This is a genomic window from Raoultella sp. T31 (genome assembly GCF_002806725.1).
Classification (GTDB): domain Bacteria; phylum Pseudomonadota; class Gammaproteobacteria; order Enterobacterales; family Enterobacteriaceae; genus Klebsiella; species Klebsiella electrica.
In genome coordinates, this window is sequence record NZ_PIBO01000003.1 from 22,085 (window position 1) to 41,605 (window position 19,521).

A 19,521-nucleotide genomic window follows, 5' to 3' on the forward strand; every position below is an offset into this window, starting at 1 on the left:
TAACAATCCAGTTTTCAGCTAAAGGCAATTAACGCCCTTCTTTTCTCACCCGCTCGATATGGATGGCGAGAAACATAATTTCTTCCGTCGTCAGCGATCGCTGATAGCTTTTCTGTAGATGCATGGCGACGGTTTCCGCGCATTTCCACGCTTTCGCGTAGTTATCTTTCACCGCGCTGTGCAGGGTGACGTCATCATCTGCCACCACCGTGCGCGTCAGCATCCGCTGGGCGAAAAACTTCAGGTGGGTGACAAAACGCTGGTAGCTCAGCGACTCTTCGTCATAATTGAGCTGCAGTTGATACTTCACCAGTTGCAGGATTTCCTGCATCACCCGGGTGACGTGCATCACTTCCGGCATTTCGCTGTTGAGCTGGGCGGTGACCAGGTGCAGCGCAATAAACCCGGCTTCATCTTCAGCGAGCTCAACGCCGAGCCGCCTGGCGATAATCGCCCGCGCCTCCTGCCCCAGCTCAAACTCCTTCGGATAAAGCCGCTTAATTTCCCACAGCAGAACGTTGCGAATCGTCATCCCATTCTTTTGCCGTTCAATGGCAAAATGGCAGTGGTCGGTCAGGGTGATATACAGACTCTCCTGCAACTTGCCCAACCGCCCGCGCGCCAGATCAATAATCCGATCGCAGGTGGTCATCACTTCTAACGGTATCTGACTGAGTAATTCGCCTAAACGGCCAACCAGTTCATCGCTCTGCAGCGCGAAGATCTTTTCAATTTTACTTTCGTCCAGTGAGTCGCCGACGCGTTTCTGAAAGGCTAGCCCTCGCCCCATCACCACCTGTTCGCGTCGCTGCTCATCTAAAACAACCACCACATTATTGTTAAGAACTTTGGCGATTAGCATATAAACCCCAGAAACAAAAAAACCTGACCCCCGACAAATGCCAGGAAATCAGGTTTTGCCTGCCGAAGCAGTAGCAATCCAACACCCGCACTGTAGCAATTTCTTCCGCTGTCTCAACCAGCCAAGTAGTAAAACGTGATACGGATCGCGACTAATCCACTGATTTACTCCGGTTGGGGTAACGAACGCTGCTCAAACGCGCGATATTCCAGCGAGTAAAACGCCGCCTGCCGCCGATGGTAAGCGGAATCCACGCAGCCAATCCCGACAAAGGCGCCGGTAAATTCGCCATAGCGGCTGTACTCATCGGAAAACAAGGCGGTGCGGTAGGTCTGACCTATCGCATGAAAGGTCTGATTGTCTGGCGACCAGAAAAACCGCGTCGACTTGCCGTCAATCGCCAGCCGCAGATACACCGGCCCCTCGACGCCAGCCACCGTTCCCAGATGATCTTCCCGCTTCAGGCCGTTATCGACATGAATGACATAAAAACACGAGCGCCGCAGCCGATCGTCAAAGGTTTTGTGCAAGAACAGATAGTTCATATTGTCGTAGTACAGTACCAGCCCGGCGCTGTGCTGGAACACCTCGGGTTGAAAATCCATGCATGCCGTCAGCGTGGCGTACACCGAGGTCAGCTTCCGCGCCAGCAGACTGACGCGGTTCTCCGAACACAGCGACTCCTGACCGCGTAGCGTCAGAGCCCCTTCTTCGGGCACATAGCGCGTAAAGTCCGCAGGCGGAATACGCGGCGCGTACCAGCCAGGCGGCAATACCTGCGCAGCAAAATCGACTCGCTCAACCCGCTCCGCCTGCTCATCAACGGCGGTCGATGGCCCCAGCCCGACATATTCCTGCGCCAGGTTGCCGCCCGCACTCAGGCACAGCCACCCCTCCTCAGTCCAGCGCATTTTTTGAATGGCGGTCTCCCGCCCCAGCGTACAGGCCAGTTCCGGAAGCAGCGGCCGGGCGCACAGGTGGGCCACGATGACATTCCCATGGTCATCTTCGACATAGCTGGCGTGACCGGATTTTTGCAGCGCCGACGCCGGGTTAAAACACTGCCGCCGCAGATAATCTTTATCAAACGCCGATGCCGAGGTTTTCTCGATATGTACCGGCTTTTGCAAATCCTCCGCTCGCGCCGAGGTTAGCAGCGGGCTGTGCGGATCTTTTTCATAAGGGCCGAGAATATGCCGCGCCCGTCCGAGGGTTACGCAGTGGCCGTAGCCAGTGCCGCCCTCGGCGCACATTATGTAATAATAGCCATTGCGCCAGGTGATATGCGCCCCTTCCGCCATGCCATACACCCCCTGCCAGATACGCTGCGGATAGCCAATCGTCGTTTTCGACTGCGGATCGTACTCCACGATGGAGATCGCCCCGGTATAGTCATCCCGGGTCTCCCAGTCGACGGCGACAATCCATTTTCTGCCGTCGTCGTCGTGGAAAACAGAGGCGTCATAGCCCACGGAGTGAATGTAGACCGGCTCGCTCCACGGACCGCGAATGTCCGCCGCGCTGACCAGGTAATTATCGACATCAAAATAGCGGCCATTCATAGCGTTCATGATGCCGTACACCACGTAAAAGAGCTGGTCGGCTTCACACCAGGTCAGACAGGGTGCCCAGATACCCTTGGCGGAGCGCAGTTTGCGCAGATCCAGCATGTGTGGATCGTTGAGCACATGGGCGCATAACGTCCAGTTCTCTAAGTCGGTGGAATGATAGACCGGAAGGCCGGGAAACCACTCGAATGACGAAACGGCAATATAATAGTCATCGCCCCGCCGACAGATTGCCGGATCAGGATTAAAACCACGTAATACTGGATTTTTAATCATTAACCACGTCCTTTTTAAATTATAACGTACTGGTTTTTTCCACCATCGCCAGCGACCGATCGGATAAAGAATAACGGCGCATAATGATCACCAGCGCCAACACCAGAATCGCCGGTAATACGGTAAAAATAAGTTTAATCGTCAGAATGGCCATCGGCGGTTGCTGCGCCGCGCCACCGATATAACCACTCCATGACAATAGCCAGCCCATTAGCGCACCGCCGATTGCAATACCTAATTTGATGGCAAAAAGATTGGTGGAAAAAACGATACCGCTCATTTTCTTACCGGTATCTCTTTCAATTGCATCGACGACATCCGAGAGCATCGCCCATTGCAACGGTGTGGCCGCCAGTTGAATAAAGTTAATCGCAATAATAAAGGCAAAAATAATGATTAGCGACGACTGGGCAAAGACATAGAGCAGCGCAAGTAATATCGCCTCAAGCAACATCGCCAGCTTAAATCCCCGGACTTTATCCATGCCACGGAAAATATAGACCGATAAAATTGTCCCGGCTAATCCGGAAATAATGGATACGGTGATCATCATGCTGCTCAGATCGCTGCGTCGCAGAACATAATTACAGAAGTAAATAATGATCCCCATTTTAAAGATAACCGCCACCAGATTGACGACGTTGAGCGTAAAGAGAATACGCCAGTCGCGGTTTTTCAATAATATACGCAGATCCTGCAACAGACTCCCGCGATTGGCATCGATTGCCGCGATCGCGGTCTCTTTGGTCAGGAAGAAACAAAGGTAAAACAACATAATACCCAGACTGCTAATCAGCACCATGACATAAAAATAGCCGTGCTGGATATTCCCTTTCCCCAACCACGCCACCGCAGGAAGCGCGGCCACGGAGACTAAAAGCCCGCCGGCGGAGCTCATGGCGAAGCGCCACGATTGCAACGACACCCGTTCGACGGAGCTCTGGCTGATATTGTTAATCATCGCGCAATAGGGAACATTAATAGCGCTATATAACAGCGAGAGCAGAGTATAAGAAACGTAGGCGTAAATCAGCTTGCCGGTATAGGAAAAATCTGGCGTATAAAAGGTCAACATGCACATTACGCCAAAAGGAATGGCGAACCACAGTAAATAAGGGCGAAACTGACCATATTTGGTCCGCGTGCGGTCCGTCACTGCGCCGATCCCCACATCAAAAAAGGCATCAATAACCCGGACGGCTAAAAACATGGTCCCCATATGCGCCGGTGACAAACCAAATATATCCGTATAAAAATAGGCCATAAATAACATAATGGATGACCAGACCAAATTACAGGCGGTGTCTCCAAGTCCATAACCCATTTTCTGATACCAGTTTAATGGCATTATTCTGTTCATTGACGATAACCCCATACAAGGAAAGGTTGTTGCTGCTGACAAGGCCATTGTAGACCCATCGGCTTCTTCAATATGTATAAAGAGAGGATAGCTATATAATAAAAGTGAACCTACCCTGTGATGGCTATCGCATTTACATTAAGAACGCTTTTTATTTTATTTGCCGTTCGGCATATAGTATAAAAAAGGAGGCGTTTTATGCATGATGACCCGGTAACATATGAAAATATCATTACGCTGACCCAGGAACTCTACTACCTGCAGCAATATCAGCTTCCCGAGTATTCCGGCGATGATGTGAAGACACACTTTCACTTTATGTATGAATTAATGTGGTTCGATCGTTCCTGTGGTTATTTTGGCATCAACGATCGACAGATCCCGATAAAAAACGGCACCTTGATTTTCGTTCCGGCGCTCATCCCCCATGCGATGTACCTGATCCCCGAGTACAATCACAACCGCTATCTGTTCCAGTTTGAATTTGATTTTTTAAACCCGCTGGCGGTAAGCCATTTTTCCCGGCAAAAGGATCGCATCCGGGTGCTGTATCCGGATCCCGCAACCGGCGTGCAGTTGACGGCGCTTTTTGACTGGGCCATTGGTCTGGGAAAGAAAGCGGATAACTAGGCGGTATTTTTGAAAAGCATCGCTCTGCTGATGGAGTTTGTTTTCTCACTCAACCACGACGATGAGACGTTCCCCCATGTTCCCGGCGGCGACTTTGTGAGCAGGGTGCGGCAATTATTGTATGAGATTGAAGAGCATAAAGCCTGGGAGACCACCACGCTGGAGGCGGCGCAGCGGTGCCAGGTGTCGAAGTCCTACTTTTCACGCATGTTTAAGCAGCTGTTTAATATGACGTTTAAAGAGTATATTTTTCTGCGTAAGCTCAAGGTGGCGGTACAACTGCTGACCTCCAGCCAGCTAAAAATTGTCGATGTAGCCCAGACCGCGGGCTTTACCGATAGCGCCTATTTCTGTTTACGCTTTCGCCAGCACCTCGGCTGCACGCCGCTGGAATTTCGCGACCGTCTGGACAACCGCCGCGTCGGATGACACCCGCCCGCACCGCGGGCAGCTGTCCGTCCTGTCGATTCAGAAAGTCACCACGGTTTTCCACTCGATGACCCAGGCATCCTGAGTCTGAGCGACGCCGCCCGGGCGATGCCAGTACTGCAGGCCCGGCTGCAGCTCAAGCCACGACACCGGACGCAGGCGGTAGTACAGTTCAGCATTCACCGAATGCCCGGCTACCGGCTGATAGTTCGCCGCAGAATAGTCCGTAGCCCCGCTGACCTCATTCCTGTACTGCTGGTTGCGCGCGTAATGGTTGCTCATATCCATCCAGGTCAGGCCAAAGCCCAGCCAGTCTTGCGGGCGGGCGTCAAAGAGGCCGCGATAGCGCATTGATGCGGCCACGGAGGTATGGATGTAGTTGCTGCGCTGATCGCTATAGCTGCCGCTCAGCGAAACGCTCATCCCGCGCTCAGGGTCGTCAGCATGGCGGGTTATCTGCTGATTCAGCCCGCCATACAGAAACCAGGTGCGATCGTGTTGCGCATATCCTTGCGGGTCGCTGGCCCCGGGACCGCCGGATTTTCCCGTATACAGATCGTTCTGCGGGGCGTTGGTATAGAGCACGCCGAGGTTATACGCGCCGGGAAGGCCGTTGATCACCGGACGCGCTTCGATCTCTACCGGCAGCAAAATGCCCTTACTGCCTTTTGTCGACCAGCTCCACGCGTGGCTGCGGGAAGAGGCCTGCGGATTCTGCTCCATGACACCGCCCTTCAGCGTCAGCGTCGGGGTCAGCTTATATTCGACGGTCGTGCCCCAGGTATGGACGTTCCAGTTGTTCCAGGTCAGCGAGTTGGCAGATTTACCGCCGCACTGTGAAAGCAGCTGAAAATCGCAGGGGATAATCTGATCGAAGGTCTGCACCTTATTCATCATCCCGATACGCCAGGTCATACGACGCTCATCGAAGCTACGGGCAAAGGTCAGCCAGCCAAGACGGGTAATGGACTGGCCTCCCCAGCTTTCCTGCGCCAGATCGTTAAAATTAACCCGCGGATCCTGTAGCCGCTGGGTGGTCAGGTTGTCATCGTGGTTACGGTTAACGATATTGCCCTCGATGCGCGCATCCGGGATCCCGGTCCAGCGCTCCAGGTCCTGGGTAAAGGTCAGGGCGACCTGATCGATATAAGCCAGCTGTTTGTCATGGTTATATCCGCCGCCGGCGTTGTATCCCATTTCATTGAGGTAACCGAGATTATAATTAAATCCGTTATCTTCGAGGATCGGACGAATCCCGGCCATCTCCCCGAGTAAGCCCTTTTGCGGCTTCTCAAAACCTAATACCGTACCGTTCCATTTTTCCGTTTCCGCAGCGAACGCGCCGGGAGTCAACAGAGTCAATGTCACTATCAACAGGAGGTGATTTATTTTTTTGTTGTGCATAATGATATCCATTGTGACTGAATAAGGGTAATAGCTGGCCCCAGGCAATAAATCTGCCCGTTTTTAGTCTTTATATTTATTTTTCAATACCTGCCCGTCAGCCATTCAACCGCTTTATTGGCGCAACCGATTCGAGCATAACCTATTGTTTTAGATAATCATTTAATTCCTCAATAAATAGAAAGCAAAAAAAAACCTAAGCACTCCAGCCACGAATGGCGGAAGTGCTTAGGTTTTGCCTGTAATCAGTAGCAACCCTGAATATATAAATACTACAATATCACTCAGCGGCAGAAATGCCCATCAGCAGATGCTCCCGGAGTAATAAAGTGTGAGCGATTTAACAATATTCCCTAATAACGGGCTATGGCCAGCGCAATGTCCGCAGAGGTTTTCAGCGTACGTATTTCATTAAACACGATCAACGCCTCATCATATTCTTTGCGTAAATAACTGAGCCACTGTTTAATTCGCGCAACATGATACAACCCGGTATCGCCCTGTTTTTCCAGACGCGTATATTTTTTCAATAGCTCCACAACCTGCGGCCACGGCATGCGCGGTTCGTTATATTTGATGACCCGGCTTAAATTTGGCACGTTCAGCGCGCCGCGACCAATCATCACCGAGTCGCAGCCGGTGACCGCCAGACACTCCTGCGCGCTTTGCCAGTCCCAGATTTCGCCGTTAGCGATAACCGGAATTGACAGCCGCTGGCGGATTTCGCCAATCGCTGCCCAGTTGATCCGCTCGGCTTTATAAGCGTCTTCTTTCGTGCGTCCGTGAACCACCAGCTCCGTCGCGCCGGCCTGCTCTACCGCATCGGCAATTTCAAACTGACGCGCTCCGCTGTCCCAGCCCAGGCGAATTTTGACCGTCACCGGCAGATGATCCGGCACCGCTTCGCGCATCGCTTTTGCGCCGCGATAGATAAGCTCAGGGTCTTTAAGCAGCGTCGCCCCGCCGCCGCTGCCGTTCACCAGCTTTGACGGACAGCCGCAGTTCAGATCGACGCCCCACGAACCCAGCGCCACCGCCCGCGCGGCATTTTCTGCCAGCCATTGCGGATATTGCCCCAGCAGCTGCACCCGGACGCGGGTGCCGGAAGGCGTGCGGCTTTGATGATGAAGTTCCGGGCACAGTTTGTAGAACGATTTTACCGGCAGCAGCTGATCCACCACCCGTAGAAATTCGGTGATGCACAGATCGTAATCGTTAACCTCGGTCAGCAGCTCGCGCACCAGCGAATCGAGCACACCTTCCATCGGCGCCAGTAATACACGCATTATTGTTACCCGGAAAAAAAAGAGGCGCTATGGTAGCGCCTCTGTGCGCCGGTTGAAAGATCTCAATGCGCTTCGGCTATGGTTAGCGGGTCGGGGCGTGCGCCAAGGCATGGATACCGCCATACGCATGATGCGTTTTTGCCGCGCAGGAGCGGCAAAGTTGCGCGTGGCGGCGCAAAAAAACGCAGCGCTCCCGCTCTGCCTGAGCCATTCTCACTATTATTTATTGCCGGATTCATCAACATGCATTCCGCATGCCCGAAGGTTCCATTACTCTATTAAATCTATGCCTGGAATTCATGATGTGATCGATAGCACATTTCAAGGTTTAATTGTATGATGAATACGGTTCATCAAGGGTTATTACCATGAGTAAATCGCTGAATATTATCTGGCAGTACCTGCGGGCTTTTGTCCTGATCTATGCTTGTTTATACGCCGGGATTTTTGTTGCTTCCCTGTTGCCCATTACCATTCCCGGCAGCATTATCGGCATGCTGATTTTGTTCGTTCTCCTGGCGCTACAGATTATGCCGCCGAAATGGGTCAACCCCGGGTGCAACATATTGATTCGCTATATGGCGCTGCTGTTTGTGCCTATCGGCGTTGGAGTCATGCAATACTGGGATCTGCTGCGCGCGCAGCTCGGCCCGGTGGCAATCTCCTGCACGATCAGTACATTAGTGGTCTTTCTTGTGGTGAGCTGGAGCTCACATCTGGTTCATGGCGAACGTAAAGTGGTCGGTCAAACTAAGGACGTCAAAGATGATGCATGAAATCTGGTGGTCCTTGCCGCTGACGCTGATCGTTTTTTTCCTCGCCCGCAAGCTGGCCGCGCGGTTTAAATTTCCGCTGCTGAATCCATTGCTGGTGGCGATGATCGTAATCATCCCCTTTTTGTTGCTCAGCGGTATCTCCTACGATCGCTATTTTCAGGGCAGTAAAATTCTCAACGATTTGCTTCAGCCTGCGGTCGTCGCGCTGGCCTTCCCGCTGTATGAGCAGCTGCACCAGATCCGCGCCCGCTGGAAATCGATTATTACGATCTGCTTTATCGGCAGCGTCGTAGCGATGGTGACCGGCACTACCGTCGCGCTGCTGCTCGGCGCGACGCCGCAAATCGCCGCCTCCATTATGCCGAAGTCGGTCACCACGCCGATTGCGATGGCGGTCAGCGGAAGCATTGGCGGTATTCCGGCCATCAGCGCGGTGTGCGTTATTTTCGTGGGGATTCTCGGCGCGGTTTTCGGCCACAGCCTGCTGAACCTGATGCGCATTCGCACCAAAGCCTCGCGCGGACTGTCGATGGGCACCGCATCGCATGCCCTGGGGACCGCCCGCTGTGCGGAGCTGGACTATCAGGAAGGGGCTTTCAGCTCCCTGGCGCTGGTGCTGTGCGGGATTATCACCTCGCTGGTGGCGCCCTTTTTGTTCCCGGTGATTCTGGCTATCGTCGGATAAATGTGATTTTAATCACATTTATCAGTGCAACATAATCAAGTTGCATAAACAATGAGATATTAATCACATATACGGGCTCCCCCCGCCCGTACACTAGATTCCCATTACATTGTTAAGAGGCAACGCCATGCACCCACGTTTTCACGCTGCTCTTCCTCTTCTGGCGGCAGACCTGCAAGCGGCCATCGCCCCGATGCTGATCGACCCGCACTTCCCGGCTTTGCTGGATGCCGGTCAGGTCGCCACGCTGCGCAACGCAACAGGCCTTGATGAAGACGCGCTGGCCTTTGCGCTGCTGCCGCTCGCGGCAGCCTGCGCGCGCGCCGACCTTTCCCATTTTAACGTTGGCGCCATCGCCCGCGGCATTAGCGGCACCTGGTACTTTGGCGGTAATATGGAGTTCCTCGGCGCCACGATGCAACAAACCGTACACGCGGAACAAAGCGCCATCAGCCACGCCTGGCTGCGCGGTGAACGCTCGCTCAAGGCCATTACCGTCAACTACACCCCCTGCGGCCACTGTCGTCAGTTTATGAATGAACTGAACAGTAGCCAGCTCCTGCGTATTCATCTGCCGGGTCGCGAAGCGCATTCGCTGCAGCACTATCTGCCGGATGCCTTCGGTCCGCAGGACCTCGAGATTAAAACGCTGCTGATGGATGAACAGGATCATGGTTTCCCGCTGACCGGCGATACCCTGGCGCAGGCGGCCATTCAGGCTGCCAACCGCTGCCATATGCCGTACAGCAACTCGCCTTCCGGCGTGGCGCTGGAGTTGAAAGACGGCACCATTTTCGCCGGTCGCTATGCGGAAAACGCGGCCTTTAACCCGACCCTGCCACCGCTGCAGGGAGCGCTCAATCTGCTGAGCCTCAACGGCTATGACTATCCGGATATTCAGCGCGCCATTCTGGCTGAGAAAGCCGATGCGGCGCTGATTCAGTGGGATGCGACCGTCGCAACGCTGAAAGCGTTAGGTTGCCAGAATATTGATCGCGTCCTGCTCGGTTAATTTTCCCGTCATGCGGGCCCCATTGGCCCGCATTGTTGAAAATCCCCGCAATTAAACGATGGTTTCTTGCTCTTGCCCGGCGGGTAAAGTAGCCTGATAGCTCCATTATCCACATGAGTCAGGTGAATGTTAAAGCGTGTGTTATACAGCCTGTTAGTCCTGTTCGGCCTGCTGCTGTTGACCGTGCTGGGTCTTGACCGTTGGATGAGCTGGAAAACCGCCCCCTATATCTATGATGAACTCCAGGATCTGCCCTACCGCCAGGTTGGGGTGGTGCTCGGTACCGCCAAGTACTATCGCACCGGAGTGATTAATCAATATTATCGTTATCGTATCCAGGGGGCGCTGAACGCCTACAATAGCGGCAAAGTGAACTACCTGCTGCTGAGCGGCGATAATGCGCTGCAAAGCTACAACGAACCGATGACCATGCGCCGCGATTTAATCAAAGGCGGCGTCGACCCGGCCGATATCGTGCTCGATTACGCCGGCTTCCGCACGCTCGACTCTATCGTGCGCACCCGCAAAGTTTTCGATACTAACGACTTTATTATCATTACCCAGCGCTTCCACTGCGAACGGGCGCTGTTTATCGCTCTGCATATGGGGATTCAGGCGCAGTGCTACGCGGTGCCTTCGCCGAAGGATATGTGGAACGTGCGTTTACGTGAGTTTGGCGCCCGCTTTGGCGCGCTGGCGGATTTGTACGTTTTTAAACGCGAACCCCGCTTTTTAGGGCCGTTAATTCCGATTCCGACGTTGCAGGAAGTGCCTGAGGGTGCGCAGTCCTATCCTGCCGTCACGCCGGAACAGCTGCTGGAACTGCAAAAGAGTCAGTAACGGGCCGTTGATATCGGCATACTTTCCCCCCGGGTCAGTCGGCGTAAAAAAGACCAAAAAAAGCCCGCGCGAATGGCGCGGGCGGGATAGCAACGGACGATTATTTTTTGCGCGCGTATTTCAATGAATCCAGCGCCACGGCGAAGATAATGATCGCCCCTTTGATGATGTACTGCCAGTAGGGGTTGACGCCGATATAGGTCAGGCCGTAGTTGATGACGGTGAAGATAATTACCCCGGTCACCACGCCAAGCACCGTACCCACACCGCCGCTAAACGACACGCCGCCAACGACGCAGGCCGCAATCGCATCCAGCTCATACATAAAGCCGAGGTTGTTGGTGGCCGAACCGATACGACCGGCCTCCAGCAGACCGCCAAAAGCATAGAACACACCAGACAGGGCATAGATCATCAGCAGGTTCAGCGCCACGTTGACACCAGAAACTTTGGCCGCTTCCGGGTTACCGCCGATGGCAAAAATGTTTTTACCAAAACGGGTTTTATTCCACAGGATCCACACGAAGAAGACCGCAATCGCCGCATAGAACGTAATGTACGACAGGCGGAACGACCCCAGCGCGATAAACCCTTGCGCGAAGTGCGAGAAGTGGCTGTCAAAACCGGAAATGGGCGATGCGCCGACAAAATCGTAGTACAGGGAGTTGATGCCGTAGACGATGATCATCGTACCCAGGGTGGTGATAAACGGCGTCACGTTCAGATAAGCGATAATAATCCCGTTAATCAGCCCGATAACCGCACCGATCGCGCAGACCAGCAGGATCACCAGCGGAATCGGCATAGTCGCCATATCCGGGAAGACCTTGTTGGCATTGTCGACCGCCTGCAGCATGGTCGCGGCGATAACCGCCGCCAGCCCAACCTGGCGACCGGCAGAGAGGTCAGTACCCTGGGTCACAATCAGTCCGGCAACGCCGAGCGCGATAATAATACGCACCGAAGACTGAGTCAGGATGTTACTCAAGTTCAGCAAACTTAAGAACGTGGGGTCCTGGAAAATAATAATCGCCAGCAAAACCAACAGCACAACGTAAATCCCACCGTCTTTCAGGTACGTGAGAAAACTTTTTTTATTTAACGCACTCATGAGAAGCCCCTGCTCTTAAAGATGCAACGACGCAAGACGTAAAATTTCGTTCTGCGTAGTCGTTTTTGTCTCAACAATTCCGGCAACGAGACCGTTGCTCATTACCAGAATACGGTCGGTAATACCCAGCAGCTCCGGCATCTCGGAGGAAATAATGATGATCCCTTTATTTTTATTCGCCAGCTCAGCAATCAGCTGATAAATTTCGAACTTCGCGCCAACGTCAATCCCACGCGTGGGTTCATCAAGCATCAGAATTTCCGGCTGGGTTAATAGCCAGCGACCAATAATAACCTTTTGCTGGTTACCACCGGACAACGAACCAATTTGCGTATGCTGGCCGGGGGTTTTCACGCGCATCGAGTCAATAACCCACTGGGTATCGCTTTTCATGCGGGAATTGTCCAGCAGACCCACCTTGTTTTTATATTTCTTAATATTGGAGATCAGCGAGTTAAAGCCGATATCCAGATACGCATAAATACCGGTGGAACGGCGCTCTTCGGTGACTAACGCAAAACCATGGTTAATCGCTTCGTTCGCGCTATGGTTATTGATCTTCTTGCCGTGCAGCGTAATCGTGCCGCCTGATTTTTCGCGGATACCGAAAAGCGTTTCGACAATATCGGTACGCTTCGCCCCCACCAGCCCGGCGATACCGAGGATCTCCCCTTTATGCAGATCGAAGGAGACATCACGAATCGATGGCTGACGCAGCGAAGTCAGGTTGCGCACTTCCAGAATGATTTCGCCCGGCGTATTGTGCTTCTCCGGGAAGCGCTGGGTTAAGGAGCGCCCCACCATCATGGCGATGATCTTATCCATATCCAGGCCTTCCAGCGGCTGGGTGGCAATCCACTGACCATCGCGCAAAATCGTGATTTCGTCGCACAGCTGGAAGATCTCTTCCATCTTGTGAGAAATATAGACAATACCGCAGCCGCGTTCTTTCAGCTTACGGATTATCTTAAACAGGTGATTAACTTCTTTCTCGGTCAATGATGACGTAGGCTCATCCATAATGACGATTTTGGCGTCATAAGAAAATGCCTTGGCGATTTCAATCATCTGCATTTGCGATACGGATAACGTGCCGACGCGGGCACGCGGATCGATATCAATATCGAGCTCATCAAATATCCCTTTGGTATCGCTATACATTTTTTCCTGATCGACAAACATCCCTTTAGTGGGGTAACGCCCCAGCCACATGTTGTCCATCACCGAACGTTGCAATACCAGGTTTAATTCCTGGTGAACCATTGAAATACCGTTTTCCAGCGCTTCTTTCGCGGAATGGAAATCGATCTCTTGCCCCTGAAAAAGAATACTACCGGAATCTTTTTGATAGATTCCAAAAAGGCATTTTAATAATGTCGACTTACCGGCACCGTTCTCTCCCATCAATGCATGAATAGAATGAGGACGGACTTTCAGATTGACATTATCGAGTGCCTTGACGCCAGGAAACGATTTGTTGATATTGCTCATTTCCAACAAGAATTCGCCTGACCGTTCGCTATTATTGCTGACCATAGTTATACCTGGCTGCGTTCATGCACACCCTAACCGACGCATTCGCGCCGCCATCAGGGTCGGGTTCTGTATCAGGAATAATCGGGCGCGAATATCCGGATATTTCAGGTTGCCGCAGCATTCGCTGTCAGCAACCCGACCTGTTCCGGGGAGAGCTCACGCCCGTAACTCAATAATTATTTACCGATAAACTGGCTCAGATTGTCTTTATCTACGCCAACATAAGGTACGCGGACAATCTTATTCTCAATCTTCCACTTAGTACCCGCCGCCGCTTCTTTACCATCGGCCAGGTTTTTCGCCAGATCGAAGGTGGCTTTCGCCTGGTTGTTCGCGTCGTTCAGCACGGTACCGGCCATCGCGCCAGATTTTACCAGCGCCAGCGCTTCAGGCAGGGCATCGACGCCGAATACCGGAATGCTGCTCTTGTTATGCGCTTTCAGAGCTTCAACCGCGCCCATTGCCATCGCATCGTTGTTGGCGATAACCACTTCAATTTTGTTGGCGTTCGGGCCAGACAGCCAGGCATCCATCTTATCTTTCGCCTGAGCGGTATCCCACATCGCGGTATCCATCTGCAGCTGCTGAGTCTTCAGACCTTTGTCATTCAGCTCTTTAATCACGTAGGTGGTACGCGCTTCAGCATCCGGGTGGCCCGGCTCACCTTTCAGCAGAACATATTGAATCTGACCGTCTTTGTTCAGATCCCAGTTCGGATTGGCTTTCCAGTGCTTGGCAATCAGGTCGCCCTGAATAATCCCGGACTCTTTTGAGTCGGTGCCGACATAGTAAGCTTTGTCATAGCTGTCCAGCGCTTTGCGGGACGGCTCTTTGTTAAAGAACACCACCGGCACGTTCTGGCCGCGCGCTTTTTCGATAACGGTGCCAGCGGCTGCCGGGTCCACCAGGTTAATCGCCAGCGCCTTCACCCCTTTGGCCAGCAGGACGTCAATCTGATCGTTCTGTTTGGACTGGTCATTCTGCGAGTCATTCATCAGCAGCTGAACGTCTGGCGCTGATTTGCCGTCTTTCTCAATCGCCTTGCGCACGACCGACATAAAGTTGTCGTCATATTTATAAATGGTTACGCCGATACGGGTATCCGCTGCGTGTGCCGCGGCGCCAAATAACATACCAGCCATAACAGCAGACAGGGTTAACACCTTCTTATTCATGGAATCTCCGGTTTTATTATGCAGGGTCGTTGGTGTGAAAATAGCCGGCGGGGACTTGTTACATTAGTGTTACCGCGCAACAACATTCACGACTATAAATTCTGTCTTCCGTGTAGGGTAACGCTCCAGAAACACGAATTAATTAAGCGTACTGCGCCTTATTCCTACGGTAAAAGTGATTAATCACCGTGATATAGTGGTTCAGACTAGTAAACGAGGCCATCATAATCAGTTGAATGTTAATATACTGTGAATTTACTCACAGATTGAAAACGGTTACATAAGACACATCATCAGTTAGTGATCGGCCCCGCAATTTGCCGCGGCATCACCGAATGGCGGCGTACCAGCGTCGGCATAAAGCAATGCCGCGCTTCATGATCGAGTTTGCCTGCCGCCCCCAGCAGCGCCAGCTCCGTTGCCAGCTTCGCCATTGACATAACAGGATAGCGCACGGTCGTCAGCTGCGGGTCGGTGTAACGAGAAATCGGGATGTCGTCAAAGCCGATAAGCGACAAATGCTGCGGTACCGCAATACCATTATCTTTCAGCGTCGTCAGCGCCCCGGCCGCCATGCTGTCATTGTAGGCAAAGACCGCGGTCAGGCCTAAATTGCGCCCCAGTAGCTCAACCATGGCCGCCTCCCCGCCCTGCATATCCGGCGTGCCCGAGCCAATCCAGCTGTCTGGCGCGATAATGTTTTGTTCCTGCAACGCCTTCAACCACCCTTCCCGGCGCATATCGTCATCTTCGATGCCGTGGTTTGAGGAGAGGTAGCCGATGCGCTGATGACCGTTGTTCAGCAGCATCCGCGTGGCCATCAGCGCTCCGCTGACGTTATCCAGCCCCACGCAACGATGCGCGTAGCCGGGCACAATACGGTTAATCAGCACCATCCCCGGCATATGCTCCATAAAGTCGCCAAGCTCTGCATCGCTGAGGGCTTTGGAATGGACGATCAGCGCCGAGCAGCGCTGGCGAATCAGCACTTCGATGGCATGACGCTCTTTTTCCGCCTCATGGTAGCTATTGCCGATCAACACATATTTCTGGTGCTGCTGAGCGACCGTATCCACCGCTTTCACCAGCGCGCCGAAAAAGGCATCCGACACATCCATCACCACCACGCCAATGGTGTCGCTGACCTGCGTCGCCAGCGCCTGCGCATTGGCGTTTGGCCGGTAGCCCAGCTGCGTTACCGCTTTCATTACATTTTCCCGCGTATCCGGGCTCACCAGCGCGCTGTTGTTCAGCACGCGCGAGACGGTCGCTACGGAAACGCCCGCCTGACGGGCGACATCACGAATGGTGATCATGCTTACCGCCCTTAAGAGAATTGCAATACGTCACACCCACCTCCTGTGTTCAGCAAGGTGGCTATTCTGGCAGCGACCCGCGGTGCGCTACGTGAGTGATGTCACAAGCCTGGAAACGGTTACATCCATTTTGTTAATGATTGTGATCGAGATCGTTATCTTGATGTGTTTTTTAGTGATGTCCCTGACGCACGCAGGGTTAACTGACGCCACAGCCATTCCACCGGCCCCTGACGGAAATGACGTAGCCAAAAGAGAGAGAAGGTGATATTTACCGCCCAGACCGGCACCACGAAAGCCAGCAGCTGCAGGCGGTCAAACTTCATAAACAGGCCAAAACGGTAAAAAATGGTAGTACAAACAAGCGTTTGCAACAGATAGTTGGTTAGCGCCATCCGCCCGACGCAGGCGATAGCCCCCACCAGCCGCAGCCTGCACAGCTGCGGCCAGAAGCCCCACGCCAGCGAGGCATAGCCGATGGTTTGCAGCGGCGCGCCCAGCTCGCGAGGAGCCTGTAACAGGAACGCGCACCAGCGAGGATTCCACCCCAGATGCCACTGGGCAAAAATAGCCGGCAGATTGACGAGCATACCGGCGACAATCAGCAGTGTGCCGGTGCGGCGATAGTGGCTGAGGCTAAACTGCCCTTTTAACCAGCCGCTGCGCATCAGCGCCGCCCCCATCAGCATCATCCCCGCCAGCTGCCAGCCGTACTGCGCCCCTAACGCCAGCAGATTATCGGAGAGCATATCGGCACGATTGCTGACCGCCTCCAGCCCACCGTTCAGCTTCCAGTATTGCTCATACTGTAAATTCGCCGCATCGGGCACCCATGAACGGTTCGGCGCATCGCCAGAAATCATGCCGAGCAGCACGAGCACCGCAACGCCGATAACGTAGAGCACGACGCCGGTGTTAAACAGCGTTTTGATGTGATGCGCATCGCGCACCATGCGCCACGCCACCAGCCCCACCAGCGCATAGGCCAGCAGGATATCGCCATCCCAGAAAAACAGACCGTGGATAAAGCCCAGCAGCGCCAGCAGCGTCAGGCGCGACTGGATCCAGCGCTTGCCGCGAGGCAACAGCATCTGTAGCCCGGCGCCAAACAGCAAGGCAAACAACGTCAGGAATTTGACCTGCGCAAACAGATCGAGAATCGCCCAGGTCCAGGCGTCGGTGAGGGAGATGCTCCCGGACCAGGCCGGGTTGAGGTAAGCGGCCTTCGGCAAGCCGAAGGCGCTGATATTCAGAAGCAGGATCCCAAGGATGGCGACGCCGCGCACAAAGTCCAGCGTGACATTTCGCTCCATCTGTCCTGCTCCGTATTTTTAGTTGTGGTGGCGTACGGCGCGCAGGAACTCCTGGCGAGTATTCTGGCTGGATTTAAACAGGCCGCCCAGTGAGGTCGTCGTCGTGGCGCTGGTGGCATCACGGATGCCGCGCGCTTTGACGCAGTAATGCACCGCATCAATGGATACCGCAACGTTGCTGGTGCCCAGCAGCGTCTGCAGCGCCGTTAAAATCTGCTGAGTCAGTCGCTCCTGCACCTGAGGGCGCTGGGAGAAGAACTGCACGATACGGTTGATTTTCGACAGACCGATGACCGAATCTTTCGGGATATAGGCTACCGTCGCTTTACCATCAATCGTAACGAAGTGGTGTTCACAGGTGCTGGTCAAGGTAATATCGCGCACGGTGACCATTTCATCGACCTGCATCTTGTTTTCGATAACGGTGATTTTTGGGAACCTGGCATAGTCCAGCCCGGAAAAAATCTCATCGACGTACATTTTCGCGATACGTCGTGGTGTTTCCATCAGACTGTCATCAGTTAGATCAAGATTCAGCAGTTGCATAATCTCGGTCATGTGTCCGGCAATCAAGCTCTTGCGGGTTTCATTATCAATTTCTTCTACGGGCGGACGCAGCGGCGTCTCCAGCCCACGAGCGACCAGCGCTTCATGAACGAGTATGGCTTCTTTACTCAGTGCTGACATTTAGGTTCTCCTGCAGGTGTGGCGCTCTTTGCTCTTCTGCGGGCAAAGTTTGCATTCATTGTGCGTGAGGTGGCGCACATAATCCAGTAGCCGAAACGATAATTATTGAAATTTGCGTGAGCTATTGATCCCTCACGACGGGTTGCGCTTACCGCTGAGGAAACTCGCCCGACCCGCCTTGCACTCTGTCGCTGACCGCCACGCGCTATTGCGCCGTCTCCGGCGAGCGACCAGCATCAGGCATGTTGGCTAAAAGTTGCATTAATGATGCAATATGTTCCTCAAAGGAGGAAGTGAAAGTTGCTCACAGGTAGATGAAATATCTGTATTATGGCCTGACACCCGCATTTACCTTCCTGAGGAGCCCGGCATGGAATTGCTTGAAGAGCATCGCTGTTATGAAGGTCGGCAGCAACGCTGGCAGCACGACTCCAGTACCCTGAACTGCACAATGACGTTCAGCATTTTTTTACCTCCCCTGCGCGATGAGACGCCGCCGCCAGTGCTCTACTGGCTGTCGGGGCTGACCTGCAATGATGAAAACTTCACCACCAAAGCGGGCGCCCAGCGTGTCGCCGCCGAACTCGGTCTGGTGCTGGTCATGCCGGATACCAGCCCGCGCGGCGATGATGTCGCCGACGATAGCGGCTGGGATCTGGGTAAAGGGGCAGGTTTTTACCTCAATGCCAGCGCCGCGCCGTGGTCTGCGCATTTCCGCATGTATGACTATCTGCGTGACGAACTGCCGCAGCTCATCCGTTCGCAGTTTAACGTCAGTGAGCGCTGTGCCATCAGCGGCCACTCGATGGGCGGGCACGGCGCGCTGATCATGGCGCTGAAAAATCCGGGGCGTTTTACCAGCGTTTCCGCTTTCGCGCCGATTGTTAACCCTGCGCAGGTTCCCTGGGGACAAAAAGCGTTCACCGCCTATCTCGGCACCGATGAGTCGGCCTGGCAGGCGTGGGACAGCTGCGCATTAATGCAGGCAAGCCAGCCCGCTGACGCCATTCCGACGCTGATAGACCAGGGCGATAGCGACACCTTCCTCGCGCTACAGCTGCAGCCAGCGGTGCTGGCGGAGTGCGCGCGGCAAAAAGCGTGGCCGTTAACCCTGAGAATCCAGCCCGGCTACGATCACAGCTACTACTTCATCGCTTCATTTATTGAAGACCATCTGCGTTTTCACGCCCGCTATCTGCTGGCCTGACTTCCTGCCGGTGTGCCGCGCTCCCGGTGGCGGCGCACCGTTTCCCGC

Annotated in this window: 18 protein-coding genes; 7 read left to right on the plus strand and 11 right to left on the minus strand. The window is 53.8% G+C overall.

Going from position 1 to position 19,521, the window contains the following annotated elements:
* Positions 1-28: 28 nt before the first annotated feature.
* The 3 genes from bglG to CWM52_RS02750 all read right to left on the minus strand — a co-directional run bounded on the left by bglG (position 29) and on the right by CWM52_RS02750 (position 4,054).
* A complete protein-coding gene (bglG, locus tag CWM52_RS02740) occupies positions 29-862 on the minus strand; it encodes a transcriptional antiterminator BglG (protein WP_100682682.1) in 834 nt (277 codons plus the stop codon).
* 164 nt (positions 863-1,026) lie between these two features.
* Positions 1,027-2,706, minus strand: coding sequence for a family 43 glycosylhydrolase (locus tag CWM52_RS02745; RefSeq protein ID WP_100682683.1), 1,680 nt, complete (start codon positions 2,704-2,706; stop codon positions 1,027-1,029).
* 19 nt (positions 2,707-2,725) lie between these two features.
* A complete protein-coding gene (locus CWM52_RS02750; RefSeq protein ID WP_416308784.1) occupies positions 2,726-4,054 on the minus strand; it encodes a glycoside-pentoside-hexuronide (GPH):cation symporter in 1,329 nt (442 codons plus the stop codon).
* A 210-nt stretch (positions 4,055-4,264) separates the two neighbouring features.
* On the opposite strand from CWM52_RS02750, the gene CWM52_RS02755 reads away from it, so the two are divergent.
* Both CWM52_RS02755 and CWM52_RS02760 read left to right on the plus strand, forming a co-directional pair.
* On the plus strand, positions 4,265-4,696 hold the full coding sequence (locus tag CWM52_RS02755; RefSeq protein ID WP_100682685.1) for a hypothetical protein: 432 nt from the start codon (positions 4,265-4,267) through the stop codon (positions 4,694-4,696).
* A 9-nt stretch (positions 4,697-4,705) separates the two neighbouring features.
* The gene (locus CWM52_RS02760) at positions 4,706-5,125 is read left to right on the plus strand and encodes a helix-turn-helix transcriptional regulator (protein ID WP_100682686.1); all 420 of its coding nucleotides are present in this window, start codon (positions 4,706-4,708) and stop codon (positions 5,123-5,125) included.
* A 39-nt stretch (positions 5,126-5,164) separates the two neighbouring features.
* Here CWM52_RS02760 and CWM52_RS02765 read toward each other — a convergent pair whose 3' ends face one another.
* On the minus strand, positions 5,165-6,529 hold the full coding sequence (locus tag CWM52_RS02765) for a carbohydrate porin (RefSeq protein ID WP_100682849.1): 1,365 nt from the start codon (positions 6,527-6,529) through the stop codon (positions 5,165-5,167).
* A 353-nt stretch (positions 6,530-6,882) separates the two neighbouring features.
* Positions 6,883-7,815 (minus strand): tRNA dihydrouridine(16) synthase DusC, encoded by a 933-nt coding sequence (gene dusC, locus CWM52_RS02770; RefSeq protein WP_100682687.1) that lies wholly within the window; start codon positions 7,813-7,815, stop codon positions 6,883-6,885.
* 368 nt (positions 7,816-8,183) lie between these two features.
* Between dusC and CWM52_RS02775 the strand changes: the two genes are divergently transcribed.
* The 4 genes from CWM52_RS02775 to sanA all read left to right on the plus strand — a co-directional run bounded on the left by CWM52_RS02775 (position 8,184) and on the right by sanA (position 11,128).
* Positions 8,184-8,591, plus strand: coding sequence for a CidA/LrgA family protein (locus CWM52_RS02775; RefSeq protein WP_100682688.1), 408 nt, complete (start codon positions 8,184-8,186; stop codon positions 8,589-8,591).
* Positions 8,581-9,276, plus strand: a complete 696-nt coding sequence (locus CWM52_RS02780) for a CidB/LrgB family autolysis modulator (protein WP_100682689.1) — start codon at positions 8,581-8,583, stop codon at positions 9,274-9,276. Before CWM52_RS02775 ends, CWM52_RS02780 begins: the two co-directional genes overlap by 11 nt.
* Positions 9,277-9,403: 127 nt before the next feature.
* Complete coding sequence (gene cdd / locus CWM52_RS02785; protein WP_100682690.1) at positions 9,404-10,288, plus strand: cytidine deaminase; 885 nt, start codon at positions 9,404-9,406, stop codon at positions 10,286-10,288.
* Between the two features lie 126 nt (positions 10,289-10,414).
* Positions 10,415-11,128, plus strand: a complete 714-nt coding sequence (gene sanA / locus CWM52_RS02790) for an outer membrane permeability protein SanA (protein WP_100682691.1) — start codon at positions 10,415-10,417, stop codon at positions 11,126-11,128.
* Between the two features lie 100 nt (positions 11,129-11,228).
* On the opposite strand, the gene mglC is transcribed toward sanA, so the two are convergent.
* The 6 genes from mglC to folE form a co-directional block, all read right to left on the minus strand.
* Positions 11,229-12,239 carry a galactose/methyl galactoside ABC transporter permease MglC gene (mglC, locus tag CWM52_RS02795; protein ID WP_100682692.1) on the minus strand — a complete coding sequence of 337 codons (1,011 nt, stop codon included), beginning with the start codon at positions 12,237-12,239 and terminating at the stop codon, positions 11,229-11,231.
* A gap of 15 nt (positions 12,240-12,254) precedes the next feature.
* Positions 12,255-13,775, minus strand: coding sequence for a galactose/methyl galactoside ABC transporter ATP-binding protein MglA (gene mglA / locus CWM52_RS02800; RefSeq protein WP_100682693.1), 1,521 nt, complete (start codon positions 13,773-13,775; stop codon positions 12,255-12,257).
* 176 nt (positions 13,776-13,951) lie between these two features.
* Positions 13,952-14,950, minus strand: a complete 999-nt coding sequence (gene mglB, locus CWM52_RS02805) for a galactose/glucose ABC transporter substrate-binding protein MglB (RefSeq protein ID WP_100682694.1) — start codon at positions 14,948-14,950, stop codon at positions 13,952-13,954.
* A gap of 293 nt (positions 14,951-15,243) precedes the next feature.
* Positions 15,244-16,266: an HTH-type transcriptional regulator GalS gene (gene galS, locus CWM52_RS02810; protein WP_100682695.1), complete on the minus strand. Its 1,023-nt coding sequence runs from the start codon at positions 16,264-16,266 to the stop codon at positions 15,244-15,246.
* 155 nt (positions 16,267-16,421) lie between these two features.
* On the minus strand, positions 16,422-17,579 hold the full coding sequence (yeiB, locus tag CWM52_RS02815; protein ID WP_100682696.1) for a DUF418 domain-containing protein YeiB: 1,158 nt from the start codon (positions 17,577-17,579) through the stop codon (positions 16,422-16,424).
* 18 nt (positions 17,580-17,597) lie between these two features.
* Complete coding sequence (gene folE, locus CWM52_RS02820; RefSeq protein ID WP_100682697.1) at positions 17,598-18,266, minus strand: GTP cyclohydrolase I FolE; 669 nt, start codon at positions 18,264-18,266, stop codon at positions 17,598-17,600.
* Between the two features lie 370 nt (positions 18,267-18,636).
* Between folE and fghA the strand changes: the two genes are divergently transcribed.
* Positions 18,637-19,473 (plus strand): S-formylglutathione hydrolase, encoded by an 837-nt coding sequence (gene fghA / locus CWM52_RS02825; protein WP_100682698.1) that lies wholly within the window; start codon positions 18,637-18,639, stop codon positions 19,471-19,473.
* Positions 19,474-19,521 lie beyond the last annotated feature (48 nt).